15 protein-coding genes are annotated in these 16692 nt (G+C 41.6%); 8 read left to right on the forward strand and 7 right to left on the reverse strand.

What is annotated here, in order from left to right; translation table 11 throughout:
* Positions 1-153: 153 nt before the first annotated feature.
* Positions 154-1338, forward strand: coding sequence for a hypothetical protein (locus J0X14_RS17860; protein WP_207099188.1), 1185 nt, complete (start codon positions 154-156; stop codon positions 1336-1338).
* Positions 1339-1443: 105 nt separating this feature from the next.
* Here J0X14_RS17860 and J0X14_RS17865 read toward each other — a convergent pair whose 3' ends face one another.
* The 7 genes from J0X14_RS17865 to ytxJ all read right to left on the reverse strand — a co-directional run bounded on the left by J0X14_RS17865 (position 1444) and on the right by ytxJ (position 7734).
* Positions 1444-3231, reverse strand: coding sequence for a tetratricopeptide repeat protein (locus J0X14_RS17865; RefSeq protein ID WP_207099189.1), 1788 nt, complete (start codon positions 3229-3231; stop codon positions 1444-1446).
* Positions 3232-3405: 174 nt separating this feature from the next.
* Positions 3406-3843, reverse strand: a complete 438-nt coding sequence (locus tag J0X14_RS17870; protein ID WP_207099190.1) for a hypothetical protein — start codon at positions 3841-3843, stop codon at positions 3406-3408.
* Positions 3840-4442, reverse strand: a complete 603-nt coding sequence (locus tag J0X14_RS17875; protein WP_207099191.1) for a hypothetical protein — start codon at positions 4440-4442, stop codon at positions 3840-3842. The genes J0X14_RS17870 and J0X14_RS17875 overlap by 4 nt, the downstream gene beginning before the upstream one ends.
* 148 nt (positions 4443-4590) lie before the next feature.
* On the reverse strand, positions 4591-4941 hold the full coding sequence (locus J0X14_RS17880; protein ID WP_207099192.1) for a hypothetical protein: 351 nt from the start codon (positions 4939-4941) through the stop codon (positions 4591-4593).
* 98 nt (positions 4942-5039) lie between these two features.
* Positions 5040-5480, reverse strand: a complete 441-nt coding sequence (locus J0X14_RS17885) for a hypothetical protein (protein ID WP_207099193.1) — start codon at positions 5478-5480, stop codon at positions 5040-5042.
* On the reverse strand, positions 5477-7102 hold the full coding sequence (locus tag J0X14_RS17890; RefSeq protein ID WP_207099194.1) for a hypothetical protein: 1626 nt from the start codon (positions 7100-7102) through the stop codon (positions 5477-5479). The genes J0X14_RS17885 and J0X14_RS17890 overlap by 4 nt, the downstream gene beginning before the upstream one ends.
* A 242-nt stretch (positions 7103-7344) precedes the next feature.
* Positions 7345-7734 carry a bacillithiol system redox-active protein YtxJ gene (gene ytxJ / locus J0X14_RS17895; protein ID WP_207099195.1) on the reverse strand — a complete coding sequence of 130 codons (390 nt, stop codon included), beginning with the start codon at positions 7732-7734 and terminating at the stop codon, positions 7345-7347.
* A gap of 142 nt (positions 7735-7876) precedes the next feature.
* Here ytxJ and clpB point away from each other — a divergent pair, with 142 nt between their 5' ends.
* The 7 genes from clpB (at position 7877) to J0X14_RS17930 (ending at position 16674) form a co-directional block, all read left to right on the forward strand.
* Complete coding sequence (gene clpB / locus J0X14_RS17900; RefSeq protein ID WP_207099196.1) at positions 7877-10477, forward strand: ATP-dependent chaperone ClpB; 2601 nt, start codon at positions 7877-7879, stop codon at positions 10475-10477.
* Positions 10478-10644: 167 nt separating this feature from the next.
* The gene (locus J0X14_RS17905; RefSeq protein WP_207099197.1) at positions 10645-11958 is read left to right on the forward strand and encodes a gluconate:H+ symporter; all 1314 of its coding nucleotides are present in this window, start codon (positions 10645-10647) and stop codon (positions 11956-11958) included.
* Between the two features lie 6 nt (positions 11959-11964).
* On the forward strand, positions 11965-12432 hold the full coding sequence (locus tag J0X14_RS17910) for a RidA family protein (RefSeq protein WP_207099198.1): 468 nt from the start codon (positions 11965-11967) through the stop codon (positions 12430-12432).
* A gap of 8 nt (positions 12433-12440) precedes the next feature.
* A complete protein-coding gene (locus J0X14_RS17915) occupies positions 12441-13505 on the forward strand; it encodes a dipeptidase (protein WP_207099199.1) in 1065 nt (354 codons plus the stop codon).
* A 117-nt stretch (positions 13506-13622) separates the two neighbouring features.
* Complete coding sequence (locus J0X14_RS17920) at positions 13623-14219, forward strand: TetR/AcrR family transcriptional regulator (RefSeq protein ID WP_207099200.1); 597 nt, start codon at positions 13623-13625, stop codon at positions 14217-14219.
* Positions 14220-14273: 54 nt separating this feature from the next.
* Positions 14274-15371 carry a helix-turn-helix domain-containing protein gene (locus tag J0X14_RS17925; RefSeq protein ID WP_207099201.1) on the forward strand — a complete coding sequence of 366 codons (1098 nt, stop codon included), beginning with the start codon at positions 14274-14276 and terminating at the stop codon, positions 15369-15371.
* A 142-nt stretch (positions 15372-15513) separates the two neighbouring features.
* Complete coding sequence (locus J0X14_RS17930) at positions 15514-16674, forward strand: Ig-like domain-containing protein (protein WP_207099202.1); 1161 nt, start codon at positions 15514-15516, stop codon at positions 16672-16674.
* The last annotated feature ends 18 nt before the right edge of the window (positions 16675-16692 follow it).

The following is a 16692-nucleotide window of genomic DNA, read 5'->3' on the forward strand; positions in this document are numbered from 1 at the left end:
AACAATTTCCCGTTCCTCATTAACCCCTTGAAAATGAGTTGTTTTTTAGTATTTCATCGATACTATACTACCGTTCAACCTTTTTCGTTATAAAAATATTGGTTTTTGGCACAGCAATTGAAAAACCATCCATAACCAATAAATCAAAAAACCATGAAAAAAATTCTACTTATCACTGTATTGGTTTTACTTGCCGCCTGCGGAGGAGTCAAAAAAACCCAAGAAGCCCTCAATAGCGGTAACTACCATACCGCCATGAACAAGGCCATAAAAAACTTGGCTGAGAACAAGACCAAAAAGGGAAATCAGGAGTACATCACCCTTTTGGAAGAGGCTTTTGCCAAGAACGCGGAAAGAGAACAACAAGAAATCGCTTTTCTGCAGAATGATGGCAACCCAGCCAATTTGGAAACCATCTACAACAAGTATTTGGGATTAAAGAACATTCAACAACGTATCAGACCTTTGTTGCCCCTCACCATTTATGAAGAAGGTAGGGATGCGCGATTTAAATTTGTCAATTACGACAATCAAATTTTGAATACAAAGGATGACTTGTCCGAACATTTGTATGAAAGCGCCCTAGGTCTTTTGGCTTCCGCTAAATACAAAGCCGATTACAGAGCAGCTTATGACGATTTGAAGTATTTGCAGGACATCAATCCTGGTTATAAGGAAACTGTTGCCAAAATGGACGAGGCTTATAACAAAGGCTTGGAGTTTGTCCGTGTGGAAATTGCCAATCAGACTGAGCAGATTATCCCAGAGCGATTAGAAGAAGAGCTATTGGACTTCAATGCTTTTGGTATTGATAATTTTTGGTTGCAATACCACACCAACCCTTTGTCCAACATAAAATATGACTACGCCATGAATTTGGATTTTATGGAAATCAATATTTCCCCAGAGCGCGTCAACGAAACCCAAATCATCAAAGAACGTCAAATCAAAGACGGATGGGAATATGCGTTGGATGCCAATGGAAATGTGGCAAAGGACAGTTTGGGCAATGACATTAAAGTAGATAAAATGCGTACCGTTACCTGTAGGTTCTTTCAATTTACACAGAGCAAGAGCGCTCAAATTGGAGCCAAGGTTCGGTTTACCGACCTAAGAAGCGGACAGGAAATCAATGCCTATCCCCTAGCCAGTCAGTTTGTGTTTGAGCATATTTTTGCCAACTTTCAAGGGGACAAAAGAGCTTTGGAAGATGACCTTTTAATTTATTTGAATGCCCGGGAGGTTCCCTTCCCGTCCAACGAACAAATGGTATATGATGCCGGGGAAGACCTTAAAGCAAGGCTGAAAGACATTGTCTCACAATATCAATTCAATTAAAATAAAAATCCCTGGCGGTTGCCGGGGATTTTTTTTATGGAGCTTATTGTCTGTCTTCTAAGGTGAAAAAATATCAAATAGAACCATCTAGAAATCGCCATTTCCTCATCTTTTGCTTGCACTTTCCAACATTGGATTATTTTTGACAGAAAATATTTTTTGGTTTACATTTTGTTCGGATAATCTAAAAAAGTACAGTTTTTTGTTTTCAAAAGGAGTACCGTAGTTGGTCCAAACCGTTGCCTTCATATAGGTAGGGTCAAAGGATTTATTTCCTAAATAATCGAGGTTTATTTGCCAGTTACCAACAAGGTTTTCATCCATAAAAAACTGCTCCGAGGAATATCCTTTTATTTTTTCATCTTTTATCCTATCATAGTTCTCTTCCAAAGTATGGTTCCAAATGAAGTATTGTTTTTGTGGATTTACAAACTGAATTTTAAATTCTGCCTCAGTATTGGACCATTCAAATAATAGTCGTGTTCCATATATGGTATTTTCGTCGAAGAGAATATGGGCCTCCTCCAATTCGGCAGACCTTTTCTTGAGCAATTGGTTCAATTCCGTCAGCACAATGGAATCTATACCCATAGATGGAGCAGACGTTTTACGTAATTTTCTTGATTCAACATACCGGGCATAAAATTTCAATGCATTCTTGTAATCATCCATTTCGGAATAGGCATTGGCCAAGTCCCTATAGGACTGTCCGTAAGCTGGCCTTAATCTGAAGACCTGAAGATATACTTCCAGAGCTAAATCTCCCCTACCCGCTTTTTCCAGCATATAGGCCAATGTCTTAAGAATTACCGCATTGTTTTCAAAACTTGAACGGATATGTTCATTGATTTCCCAACTTATCTCTTTATCCTGCCAAGCATCCGAGAAATAGAAAAATGCATCCAAGTAAAAATAAGGCGAGCCTCCGTAGACTTTACGATGGTTCTCAAAAATACTCTTGGCCTCCTCAAAAGTGTTGGATGCCAACAATTCTTCTAAATATTTTGGCAGGGCATTCCTTTGGTACTCCTTGGTGTTTGATTCCTCAAAAAAATTGTTCCTCAATTTAGCCAAGTCGTAGGGACTATCTGTTCCTGGTTCCCTGACATAGACCCCTTGGTTTGTGTTTATGATAACCACACCACCAGAGGCTATGCCTCCATATCGAGTGGTGCCAGAAACTCCTGAGATTAAAGCGATTCGTTTAATGTTTTCAATAGGAATTGGTGGGGCATCCTCGAAAATCACCCCATCAACATCATATATGACCGGTTTTGCGTTTCCAAAAGATGCCGTCCTGTTCAAGAAAATAGCGGGACCCGAAGTCCCCGTCCGTGGATTGGTCCAATTCCGTGTCCGAACACCGGGAAACTCTGTCTGTATAACATTTGCAATACTGCCTGCAACCAGGTTTATTTCCGATGCATCAATCACCCTCAATGAAAATCCCGAGCGCTCCCCATCCAAAATACCGAAGACTGATTTTACCAAACGCTTGTTGGATGCATATTCCAACTCCAGTTCCTCTCGAGTTTTCTTTCTTCTTTTTTCTACCACCACCTCATCCAACTCTTGAATAATGGGCATCAATTCAATATTTAAAACGGAGGTGACATCCTCAACAATGATTTCAACGGATTTCATGCCCATATAACTGAAAACCAAAACATCGCGCGGATAAGCCAAAATGGAGTAGTTTCCTATTGCATCGGTTTGTGTTCCCGTATCGGCATCTTTTATGGTAATATTGACCCCGGGCAAGGGGTCTACGCCATCGGACACCTTGCCTTTGATCAATTGCCCCTTGTTTTGGGAATAAATCGTGGTTTGGAACACTCCAAAGATAAAAATGACCCAAACCGTTGCCATACAGTTTCTATTTCTGCTTTGCATAAGTAGTACTTTTAACAATTCATTTTTTTTTGAAAACCCTAAAAAGGTTTCATGAACAAAATTTGAATTGTTGGATTAAAACCGTAAAAATTTGGGGGTATGCTGCGGGGAATAGTTACAAATTAACGATAAATTTTTATTACAATAGGCTCACATGGTCCAAAAAGAACCTATTTATTCCTTGGGCCTGTTTTGTTCTATCCATTGTTCTAGGTTTCCTATTTTCTTAAAAAAGTCTTCATAAGTATCAAAATCCTTTGCATCTCTTTCCAAAGCTTCCAAATACCAATCCTTGTATTTGAACATGGGCATCTCATAAAAATCCCCTCTTTTGGCACCTTTGGGCCATAGTTCCGCCATATATCGCATTTTTTTTATCAATGGAATTTCCTTGCCTTTCAATTTATCTTCATAATGCCCCCAACTGAAAACCTCTATAAGCTCTAATTCCAATAGCTTTTCTATGGTGTCAAGCCCATGTTCCCTTGCTTCTTCTGAAGATTCATTTGTATTACCGTAGCCTAATGACGTCAGAATAAAAGAAATAAATTCTATATTATCAGGTATAAATATGTCAATGTGCTTTGGGTCGAAGAGCTCTTTTGTAGTCATTGCGCTATAAATTTAATGTGTCTTTCTTTAGACCAAATCCCTGCTGCCTTAAAATCCAAAGTTATTGTTGCTGGTACATTACTTCCAGATGCTGTGATTGGCCTATAGATTATAAAGTTACCATTTCCCATGTCGGCTTTTACAACTCCTTTGGGTAAATTTTTTATTGATACCGCATGTTTTGTCAAGGTTTTAAATAGTTCCCTTGCCTTGGTCACAGGAGCATTAGTGACAACTTCTCTAATATGGTTTCCAGAATTGCTCATCCTTCCCAACAATCCAACCTTTTTCACCATGTTATTAAGCCTTGCCCCCCTATACACCCAAGAAACAGGAATTTTTTTCAGCAGTTTTATGGCTACTGGAGCACCAACTTCAAATAGTGCAATTTCTAAAATTGGGGTTATTCCCGCAATAAAACCGCCTGATACAGAATCGAACATCCTGTTGTTATAACTTTCTGTAATTGATTTGGCGACATCATAGAAACTTTGAAGGTCGCCTGTTGTAAAAGAACCAAAATCAGAAATAAGACTTTCAAAATACTCCGCCATCATTTTCCCCTCTTCGCCATGAAATTTCCGCAATCCATCTGCCATAGCCTTAATGGATTTAACACAATCATGGCCAATCCCACACGGCTTGTTGGGCAACATGCCAAAATCCCTGTCGCGAAGACTGCTTTAGACAGCGCAACTATCTGAATACCTTGTCATTTCTCCTATGCTCTTTTTTGTAAACGGAGAATTATTCAACATCTTCTTTAATATAAATGCTATCCTTTTTTAAAATTATGACATACGAATCAACCAATGGGAGACCATTGGAGTAATAACCAAAAGGCTTTTTTATACTAGAATCTTTTGTGAATAATTGAACGGTATATGCCCCATCTTGCTTGGGAGTTTTTTTATTAAAATCAAGGAAGCCCAGTTTTTTTTCTCCAGAATCAATATCATAAAGTTTCAATGAATCAAAGCCATTGGTGATAATTAAAGAATCTATATTTTTATCGGTCTCATTCTGTACTTCGAAATCAACCCCATAATCACAGGAAACCCATAAAAATGATAAACTGCAAAGTAAAGACGCTCTCAATTTCAATGGTCAGTTGGGATTAGTTTGGTTAAATTACATATGCCATGGGTATTTAATCAATTCCTTCAACAAAAGTTCTCCTCTCCTTGTTCACTTAATTATTCCTTAGGCCTGTTTTTTTCTATCCATTGTTCCAAATCTCCTATTTTTTCATTTACAAATGTTTTCCAATTTGTAGTCGATGTTAGCCCCTCGTTGTCCAAGGCTTTTAAATACCAATCTTTGTGCCTGAACATGGGCATATTAAGGAAGTCTTCAAAATCGGCTCCAACAAACCAAATGTTATCAATTAATTTTATTGTTTGATTCTTGGTCAGGTTTAGATTGTTAAGTAAGTCATGATGTTTGCCCCAACTAAATATTTCAATTAAATCTAGTTCAAAAAGTTTGTTCAGTACATCTAACCCATGTTTTCTGGCTTTTTTAGTAGTGAAATCACGGTATCCTAGGTTCTGAAGTATAGAATAAATGAACTCCACTCCATCATTGGGGATAAAAAGATCCAAATTTTGTTCATCAAAAATGTTTTCCACTATCATGGCAGAATAAATTTAACATCTCTCACCTGGGTCCAAATTCCTGCTGCCCTAAAATCCAAAGATAAGGTAGCTGGAACATTGCTACTTGATGCCGTTATAGGCCTATAAGTTATAAAATTTCCATTCCCCATGTTTGCCTTTATCAAGCCATTTGACTCGGTTGTTTTTGATATTGCATGCTTGGTCAATGAGTTGAAGAGTTCCCTTGCCTTGGTAACAGGCGCATTGGTTGCAAATTCTCTTGTACTATTGTTATATCCCATTTTACCCATTAGCCCAACCTTTTTTACCATATTGTTCAAACGTGTTCCCCTGTACACCCAGGAGATGGGAATTCTTTGGAGCATCTTTATGGTAACTGGAGCACCAACTTCAAATAGTGCTATTTCTAAAATTGGGGTCACTCCTGCGACAAAACCACCTGATACAGAATCGAACATTCTGTTGTTATAATCTTCCGTGATTGCCTTGGCAGTATCATAAAAAGCCTGTAGGTCATTCTTTGTAAATGAATCAAAATCAGAAATAAGACTTTCAAAGTACTGCGCTATCAACTGTCCGCCCTCCCCATGAAATTTCCGTAATCCATCTGCCATTACTTTTATGGATTTAACACAATCATGGCCTATCCCACAGGGACTATTTGGTAACATACTGAAATCCACTACCCAACCTGCAAATTGTTTGGCCTTAGCATTGGTATGCTGCCTGAGATAGGCGACAATGTCCTCTGTCAATCTTCTATTGTTGAGCAGAAAATTTATTTCACTGGTAGAAAGTGCCAATTTAGTCCTAAGTCCATTAACAAGTAGCTTTGTGCGGCTGGCCATATTGGCGGCCACGCCCCCTGGAGCACTTGGGCATTTGGTACAGCCCCTGTCCGTGGCCTTGTTGTTCGCCTTGGTGGACATCTCGTAGATGACCTGGCACTCCCCGGGATGTTGGCAAACACTGCCCGACCCATAGGTAAAGGTCCTACCATCAGGCGTTACGTGGTATACGGTGATAGAAATGGAATAGCTGGCCACAGTAGGTGAATCAAAACCACTGCTAAATTGTGCCCCGCCCATGCTAGTACCTGCTCCACCACCACCGGAACCGTTCGTAACATTGGTCCTGATACACGGAATAGGATCGCCATATTGGTCATGTTCCACGCAAATATCCTTGGAAAGGGAGCCATCACTGAAAATTTGGTCAAAAGGATACAGGCTCATTGTTCCTACAAAGGCCGTGGGGTCAAAACCACTCTGTTCAAACGTTTCAAAATAGTCGGGGTCGCAGACATAGTGAAAAACCATAGGCTCCTGTGGTTGTCCGTCCTCCGACTTGCCCACTACTAAATTGTAAAACTCATTTTCAGCACTGTCGGGCAGCGTAAAGTGAAACGAGTAATTGGACTGCCCCAAGGAATCGTTGACCCTAATTACTTCCTCGGCAATAGTGGGCCCGTCATCTTTTCCTGTGGCCGAGGCTTTAAAAATATCCTTGCCTGCCCGGGAACTCAGGAAATCGGTAATCTTTGGAATACCCTCCATGTCCACCGAGTTTAGGGTGTAAGGACCTGCCTTAGCATTGACGTCCTGGTTGGTTTCCAGAACCAACGGCTCTTCCTTTTTCACAGGAAAAAAGAATAGATAAAACAAAAAATGAGGTTGCAGCAAATTTTGGGAAAGTAGACTTTCTCATGATAAGTAGGTTTTAGAAAATGTTAGATTGGGGAATGCTGCTCCCGCAAGCTAAAAAATTCCACCTAAAGCCTACTGTGGGAAATCCTTAAAATTTCTTGGGTTTTTCTTTAAGGAAAAATCTTTCAAAAGCAATTATTAAAATAAATTGCTCGAACTGATAATTTCCTCTGATTTTACAAATAATCTTTTAGATTAATCTCTGCAATCGCCCCATGCGAAGTATGAAAGCTCACTTTCCCATTTTTTAGGATGAGTAATTGGGGAGATTCATGGCGAACATCGAGCTTGGATGAAACGGCATCAGATACTTCTCGATGCGATTGTATGGTCAAAAAATACAAATCACACTGCGCATCCATCTCATATGAATCATTGAACATCCTCAATGTCATACTACTTATTCCACAAGTCATGGAATGCTTATAGATGACCTGGGGCCTTCCATTTGATTTTTTCACTATTTCATCCAACTGCTCCAAAGACTCCAAGTGAATCCAAGGCAATTGCTTCTTTTCCTCCACTGATTTCTCCTTCTTTCCAAAAACACTGTCAAATATTCCCATAATGCAAATTTAAGGGATATGTCGGGAACCATAAAAAAGCTTACAACTGACGAAATGTCTTTTGTTTTCAGGGTTTTTCAGACATTTTGACGGTAAGTTGGTATTGGTAAGATTGTTGACTTTAATCCAAAAAACAAAGACTATGAACTTTAACAATTTTACCATAAAATCACAGGAGGCACTTCAAAGGGCGCAGCAATTGGCCCAGGAATTTGGCCATCAACAAATAGAGAACGAACATCTGTTCAAGGCTATTGGTGAGGTCGATGAAAACGTTCTTCCGTTCATTTTGAAGAAATTGAACGTTAACGTAGCACTCCTCAACCAAATCTTGGACAAGGAACTCCAGAGCTTTTCCAAAGTATCTGGAGGGGAAATCATGCTTTCTAGGGAAGCTGGAAAAACCGTGAACGAAGCAAGTATTGTTGCAAAAAACATGGGCGATGAGTTTGTGTCGGTAGAGCATTTGTTACTTTCCATTTTTAAATCAAAAAGCAAAATTGCACAGATTCTCAAAGACCAAGGCGTTACCGAAAAAGACCTGAACGCTGCCATCCAAGAATTGCGCAAAGGTGGAAAGGTAACCTCGCAAAGTGCCGAGGAAACCTATAATTCTTTAGATAAATATGCCAAAAACCTTAATCAGCTGGCTGATAACGGCAAATTGGACCCTGTTATTGGTCGTGATGAGGAAATCCGACGGGTATTGCAGATTCTCTCCCGTAGGACCAAAAACAACCCCATGTTGGTTGGTGAGCCCGGTGTGGGTAAAACTGCCATCGCTGAAGGTTTGGCCCATCGGATTGTGCAAGGTGACGTCCCCGAAAACCTAAAAGAGAAAACCATTTATTCTTTGGACATGGGTGCTTTGATTGCCGGTGCAAAATACAAAGGTGAGTTTGAGGAGCGATTGAAAGCCGTTATCAAGGAAGTTACTTCCTCAGATGGTAACATCGTCCTTTTCATTGACGAAATCCATACGTTGGTAGGTGCCGGAGGTGGACAGGGTGCGATGGACGCCGCCAACATATTAAAACCTGCTTTGGCCAGAGGTGAACTTCGGGCCATTGGGGCCACTACCTTGGATGAGTACCAAAAATACTTTGAAAAGGACAAAGCCTTGGAGCGAAGGTTCCAAAAGGTAATGGTGGACGAACCCGATACCGAAAGCGCCATCTCCATTTTGAGGGGTATCAAGGAGAAATATGAAGCGCACCACAAGGTACGCATCAAAGATGAGGCGGTAATTGGTGCGGTTGAGCTATCACAACGCTATATCACCAACCGATTTTTGCCCGATAAGGCCATTGACCTTATGGATGAAGCCGCTTCCAAACTACGGATGGAAATCAATTCCAAACCCGAAGAATTGGATGTGTTGGACCGAAAAATCATGCAGTTGGAAATTGAGATTGAGGCCATTAAACGTGAAAACGACAAGGCCAAATTGCAAACCTTGAACTTGGAGTTGGCCAATCTCAAAGAAGACCGAAAAGAGATTTTTGCCAAATGGGAAAGCGAAAAAACGGTGGTGGACAATATCCAAAAAACAAAAGAGGATATCGAAAATTATAAACTTGAAGCCGAACGTGCCGAGCGAAATGGGGATTACGGAAAAGTAGCCGAGTTACGCTATGGAAAGATCAAGGAAGCGCAGGAAAAACTGGATAAATTGGAGGATGAGCTTGCAGAGCAGCAGACGGCAGGCACATTGATTAAGGAAGAGGTCACCTATGAGGACATTGCCGAAGTTGTGGCCAAATGGACCGGAATCCCTGTGACCAAGATGATGCAGAGTGAGCGCGAAAAACTCCTGAAGCTGGAAGATGTGCTCCACAAGCGTGTGGTGGGTCAAGATGAGGCGATTGTAGCCGTTTCGGATGCTATTCGCAGAAGTAGGGCCGGATTGCAAGATGAGAAAAAACCTATTGGTTCGTTCCTCTTTTTGGGTACTACCGGTGTCGGTAAAACCGAGTTGGCCAAAACCCTTGCCGCCTATTTGTTCGATGACGAAAATGCCATCACCCGAATAGATATGAGTGAATATCAAGAGCGCCACTCCGTGAGCCGATTGGTGGGTGCTCCTCCGGGGTATGTGGGATATGACGAGGGAGGTCAGTTGACCGAAGCGGTTCGCAGAAAACCCTACTCCGTCATTTTGCTGGATGAGATTGAAAAAGCACACCCGGATACCTTCAACATTTTGTTACAGGTATTGGACGAAGGTAGGTTGACCGATAACAAAGGACGTGTGGCGGATTTTAAGAACTCCATCATCATCATGACGAGCAATATGGGAAGCCATATCATCCAAGAGAAGTTTGAAGATGCTGTGGATATGGAAAGTGCTTCGGAAGCAGCCCGAGTGGAAGTGATGGGCTTGTTGCGTAAGACCATCCGTCCCGAGTTCTTGAACCGGATTGATGATATCATCATGTTTGCTCCATTGAACAAGGCTGATATCAAGGCCATTGTGGAGCTTCAGTTGAACAGCTTGAAGAAGCTATTGTCCAAGCAGCACATTACGTTGGATGCTACCCAAGAAGCCATCGATTATCTGGCTGCCAAAGGGTACGATCCACAATATGGTGCACGACCTGTAAAAAGATTGATTCAGAAAGAAGTATTGAACAATCTTTCCAAAGAACTGCTTTCTGGAAACATTACATCGGACAGTATGGTACTCTTGGACTCCTTTGATGATGAACTCGTGTTTCGGAATCAAGGTGAGTTGATCGAGTAATTCTTAGCATAACTTTTACATGTAAAGCCTTCTCTGCCTTTGCAGGGAAGGCTTTTTGTTTCCTTAAAACCCAAAACTTGCGGTTTGAAATCAATAGCCAATATCTTTCATTTGGTTTAAATCCTTATTTTAGCCTACAGCACACAACTACAAACAACCATCCAAATATGCCAATCTTAATTGCCGTTCTAGGTATTCTGCTGCTCTTTCTTTTAATCGCCAAATTTAAACTCAATGCCTTCCTTGCCTTCATAATCGTCTGCCTTTTCGTAGGTATTTTTCAAGGAATGGAATTAGCCAATTTGGTCCAATCCATCCAGCGAGGTATAGGAAATACCTTGGGCTTTTTAGTATTGATTCTGGGACTTGGGGCCATGTTGGGAAAACTGGTCGCCGATAGTGGAGCCGCTCAACAGATTACTACACAGCTAGTGAATAAATTCGGAATAAAACATGTGCAATGGGCCATGGTACTGACTGGTTTTATTGTGGGAATCCCTATGTTCTACTCTGTAGGATTTGTTATTTTGATTCCCTTGGTATTCACAGTCGCGATTTCAACGGGGTTACCGTTGCTTTATGTGGGGCTCCCCATGCTAACGTCGTTATCAGTGACGCACGGGTACCTCCCTCCTCACCCTGCCCCCACGGCCATAGCGGCCATGTTCAATGCGGATATCGGAAAAACATTGCTATACGGACTCATCATTGCAGTTCCCGCCATTATTGTGGCAGGTCCTTTGTTTGCCCGAACCATTAAAAATGTTGAAGCAAAACCACTCAAAGAATTTTATAATCCCAATATCATTCCCAAAGAAGAACTGCCATCAACCTTTACAAGTATTTTTACAGCCTTATCTCCAATTTTATTGATTGGGGTTGCCATTGCAGCTGAAAATTTTCTGGAAGAAGGTCTTTTGAGAAACATCCTAACCTTCATTGGGAATCCAGTAATTGCGCTATTGATTTCTGTGCTACTCGCTATCTATACGTTGGGATTGGCCAAAGGCAAAGATATGTCCACCCTAATGGATTCGATTTCGTCCTCTGTTTCCAGCATTACCATGATTTTATTGATCATTGCTGGAGCTGGAGCCTTAAAGGAAGTGCTGATTGATAGCCATGTGAGCGATTATATTGCCGATAGCCTCAAAGGCTCCAGCATATCGCCCTTGGTTTTGGCCTGGTTGATTGCCACCGCCATTCGGGTAAGTGTGGGTTCAGCTACGGTTGCAGGTTTAACCGCAGCTGGAATTGCACTCCCTTTGGCGTCAGGGACGGGAACCAGCCCAGAATTGATGGTTTTGGCCATTGGCTCCGGAAGTTTAATGCTGTCACACGTCAACGATACAGGGTTTTGGATGTTCAAGGAATATTTCAACCTTTCAGTAAAAGAAACCCTGTCCACTTGGACGGTCATGGAAACCTTGGTAGGGATTATGGGACTCCTTGGCGTACTTGCTTTAAATACGATAATCTAAGAAAATATGAATACTTCACCTTCAAAACGAGTTGAGGAACTCAAGCTTCAACTCCCCCCTGCTCCGCCACCTGCCGGAGTCTATAGACCCATATTGGTCGTGGATAATTTTTTATATGTCTCAGGTCAAGGCACCGTTAATCTGGATGGTTCCCTGATGAAAGGTCGTGCCGGGGATGACCTGAATGCAGACCAAGCTAAATTGGCTGCCCGGCAAGTGGGGTTGACCATGCTGTCTACTATCATCACCCATTTTGGTAGTTTGGATAAAATCAAAAGAGTTGTCAAGGTGTTGGGAATGGTCAATTGTACTCCGGATTTTGGTAAACATCCCTACGTCATTAATGGTTTTAGTGAGTTGATGGCCGATGTCTTCGGAGAAGAAAATGGCATCGGGGTACGAAGCGCCGTGGGCATGATGCTCCCTGAAAACATCCCCGTGGAAATTGAGGCCATGTTCGAACTTCACCCATAATCCATTGTATGTTTCTATTTGATGTCCATTTAGACCTCGCCATGAATGCCATGGAGTGGAATCGCGACCTTACCCTGCCCGTTTCGGAAATTCGGGAACGAGAAAAAGGAAAAACGGACAAGCCTGACCGGGGAAACAATACGGTTTCCTTTCCCGCCATGCGAAAAGGGAATATCGGACTTTGTGTAGCCACACAAATTGCACGATACGTAAAAAAGGACAATCCGCTTCCCGGCTGGCATTCCCAACATCAAGCTTGGGCACAGACCCAAGGGCAACTGGCATGGTACAAAACTATGGAAGCCGCAGGGGAAATGGTTCAAATTACCGATACGGAAAGCTTGGAAAACCACCTCGAACTTTGGAAAAGCAACGAAGGTAAAAAGCCCATTGGCTATATCTTGAATCTTGAAGGCGCGGATTCCATTGTAGACATGGGGTATTTGGAAAAATCATACGAATCCGGCCTCAGAGCTATCGGGCCTGCACATTATGGGCCTGGGGTGTATGCCCACGGCACGGATTCGGTTGGTGGAATTGGAACCAAAGGGCGGGAATTGCTCAAAAAAATTGAGGAACTCAATCTTATTTTGGATGCCACCCATTTGTGCGATGTAAGTTTTTGGGAAACCATGGATGTCTACAACGGTCCGGTCTGGGCCAGTCATCAGCTTTGCCGAAAATTTGTGGACCACAACCGTCAGTTTTCGGATGAGCAACTTAAGGAATTGGTTTCAAGAGAAGCCGTCATCGGGATTGCATTGGATGCTTGGATGATGGTTCCGAACTGGGTGCGTGGAAAATCGGACCCCAAAGAAATGGGCGTTAATTTGGAGATTATGATCAACAACATGGACCACATTTGCCAATTGGCCGGAAATACCAACCATGTAGGTATCGGAACCGATTTGGATGGTGGTTTTGGTACTGAACAGGGACCTTATGATGTAGATACTATTGCCGATTTACAGAAAATCCCTGAATTGTTATCAAAAAGAGGGTATTCTGCATCAGACATTAAAAAAATGACAAGTCAGAACTTCATCAATTTCTTGAAAAGGGTTTGGAAATAATTTGGATTGAGTATAAAAAAGTCTCAACTCTGTTAAAATAGAGGCTTTGCACTGCTAGGATACCAAACAGTATATGTTTTTTTATATCTTAGTTCTACCCAACACCGACCAGCCACCATGACCAAGAAAGCAGAACGTACCACAGCATACATCATTGAGACCGTAGCGCCCATTTTCAATAAATTTGGATATGTAGGTACCAGCATGAGCGACCTTACCGATGCTACGGGACTTACCAAAGGAGCTATTTATGGTAATTTTGAAAATAAGGAGGCGCTGGCCCTATCCGCTTTTGAGTACAACCGAAATCTATTGATGACAGCGATAGACGAAAAGTTGGAGGTTGAGGGAATGGCGCTGGACAAGCTGTTTTCCTTACTGCATTTTTACAAACAATACGATATTTTCACCCTGTCCTTAGGTGGCTGTCCCATTCTTAATGTGGGGGTGGATGCCCAAAACAATAACTCTCTTCTGGCAGCGGCCGTCAAAGAAACCATAAAAGAGATTGAAGGCAAAATGGCCTTGATTCTGGAAAACGGAGTGAACCAAAACGAAATCCATTTACCCGTTCCTCCCCTACAATTTGCCAAACAATTGTTTACCATGATCCAAGGGGCTGTAGCCATGAGCACCATGACCCGTGATAGAAAGTATTTGATTAATACGTTGACCTATCTAGAGCACTTAGTGCAAAAGGAAGTGAAAAAATAATTGTACAGGTTAGTCACAGGTAAAATTGCAGACAAGACTTTTATCTAGGTTAAGATGAATGTTTACGAATACTTGTTTTCCTTATTTTCCTTTCTTGCCCTTGTCTTGGCAATTCTTCTTTTTCTGAAGAAAAAAGGGGACCGATTCGCCAATAGCCTATTAGGAATTTATGTACTGCTCTTTGGTTATAATGTATTCTACAATGCGCTATACTGGTCAAAAAAACTCTTTACTACCGACTTTATCGGACACCTTTTTACTAATGTATTGGTTTGGGTGCTATACGGACCCATACTATATTTTTATATTCGAAGGGTACTGCACCGCACCAAATTTAGATGGAAGGATCTCCTGCACTTTTTGCCGTTTTTTATTCTTCTTCTCAACTACTCCCCAGTATATTTTATGGATGCTGCAACAAAAATGGAATTGTTGCAAAACCGAACGATTATTTCACACCTGTACTTTTTTACATCTTATGAGGAAATTGCAATTATTGCACTAATGGTTCTGTATTTTGTCCTAATCTACACGCGACTCAAAATGGGAACGGTTAGTTTCAACCAAGAAGTCTGGTTAAAATGGGTCTCATTTTCATATTTGGCTTATGTTGTCTCGTTCTCATCCTACTTTGTCTTGCAGGGTTTGGGGGTATTGCAACTGGAGCACGACTACTTCATCGGAGCATCCATGATCTTTTTTATCTCAGTGCTTGCCTATTTCGGGTTTGTACAACCGGAAGTGTTTGAGGGCACTCCCATGAACAAAATAATACCCATCATAAAATACAAGACCACGGGATTGACCCAAGGGTACTCGCTGGAGCTCAAAGAAGATTTGCAAAAGTACATGGAAGAGATGAAGCCCTATTTGCAAAGTGAATTCAGATTGGATGATTTGGCCGAAAACCTCAATGTTTCCAGACACCATTGTTCCCAAGTCATCAATGAACATTTTGATTCCACCTTCTTCAATTTCATCAACAAGTACAGAATTGAGGAAGCCAAGGAAATGTTGGAAAATAATCAGTCCCTTACCATTTCTGATGTAATGTACGCCTGTGGTTTCAATAACCGAGTATCCTTTTACAACGCCTTTAAAAAATTTACAGGGACCACTCCAAAATCTTTTCTGGAATCTGCCGCCAACTAGTCCCTGGTACTTCAACACATTATGTAAATCTTTATAAGGGTTTATAACCTCTATACATTTTATGTATTCATTTGTGTGGATACGCTAAGGCATTCCTCCCCAACCTTGAAATTTTTGAACAATGAGAGCAAAATACCTTCATATGAGTCCTATTTTTTTACTTCTCCTTGCATTGATCAGCGCCTGTAGTTCAGATTCCAATACTACGGATGATTCCCCCAACAACACACCTGTATTGTCAAGTATTACCATCAGTTCTTCAAACGGTAACCAACTTGATCTTTTTGGCACCAATACCACCTCATTAAGTGCTGTGGGAAAGGATCAGTTTGGACAAGACATTGCTATTACCGAAACGATGACCTGGTCAGCTAATAACGACAATGTTAGCGTTGATCAAAATGGAATGGTAACCGCTCATAACGTCGGGAATTCCACGGTTGAAGCGGCAGTAGGAAGCCTATCAAAGACCATTGCGTTGACCATTGTTGATTCAGAACCACAACCCGGTACGTATATCTATGTAAGCGATGCGGTGAACTTTAACGATGGGCCTTGGAAAATATTCCGATATGATGAAAACGGACAGAATGCAACTGTCTTTATTGACGAAGAACTTGCCTGGCCCCAAGATATTGTCTTCCTGGAAGATCAAGGTCAAGTACTCATTTCCAACTTAAGTTCGGGTAAAATCAATAGACATGATGCGGCCACCGGCGCCCTGATTGGAAGCTTTGCAACAAATATAAGTGGCCCTACCCGAATGAAAATTGGAGTCGATAATTTGTTGTATGTATTACAGTGGCAAGGTGATGGACTCGTTCTACGGTATGGGTTGGATGGTACCTTAATTGATAAATTTACCAGTGTTGCCGTTCCCCAAAGCATTGGCCTGGATTGGGATTCCGAAGGCAATCTTTATATATCCTCCTATAGTGGCGCCTTTGTTCAAAAATTTGATACAGAGGGCAATGACCTTGGAAAGTTCATCTCTTCGAACGTAGAAGGCCCCACCAATATTTGGTTTGATGAAAATGATATTCTTTTTGCGAATGACTGGACAGGCAATAAAGTTGTTGAATTTGATTCGGAAGGAAATTTTGTGAAAAACGTAATCACCTCAGGAATAAATCAGCCCGAAGGGGTCGACTTTTTCCCTAATGGTGATTTTTTGATTGGCAGTGGGGGAACTTCGGAAGTAAGACAGTACGATTCCAATGGAAACTTCATCAAGAATCTGGTAAGCGCTGGTGCAGGAGGGCTCATTCGCCCAAACGCCGTTAGGATTAGGGTTATTGAATAGGAAACTGCAATCGGTTCA

The sequence above is a fragment of the Allomuricauda sp. CAU 1633 genome (genome assembly GCF_017313225.1).
GTDB lineage: Bacteria > Bacteroidota > Bacteroidia > Flavobacteriales > Flavobacteriaceae > Flagellimonas.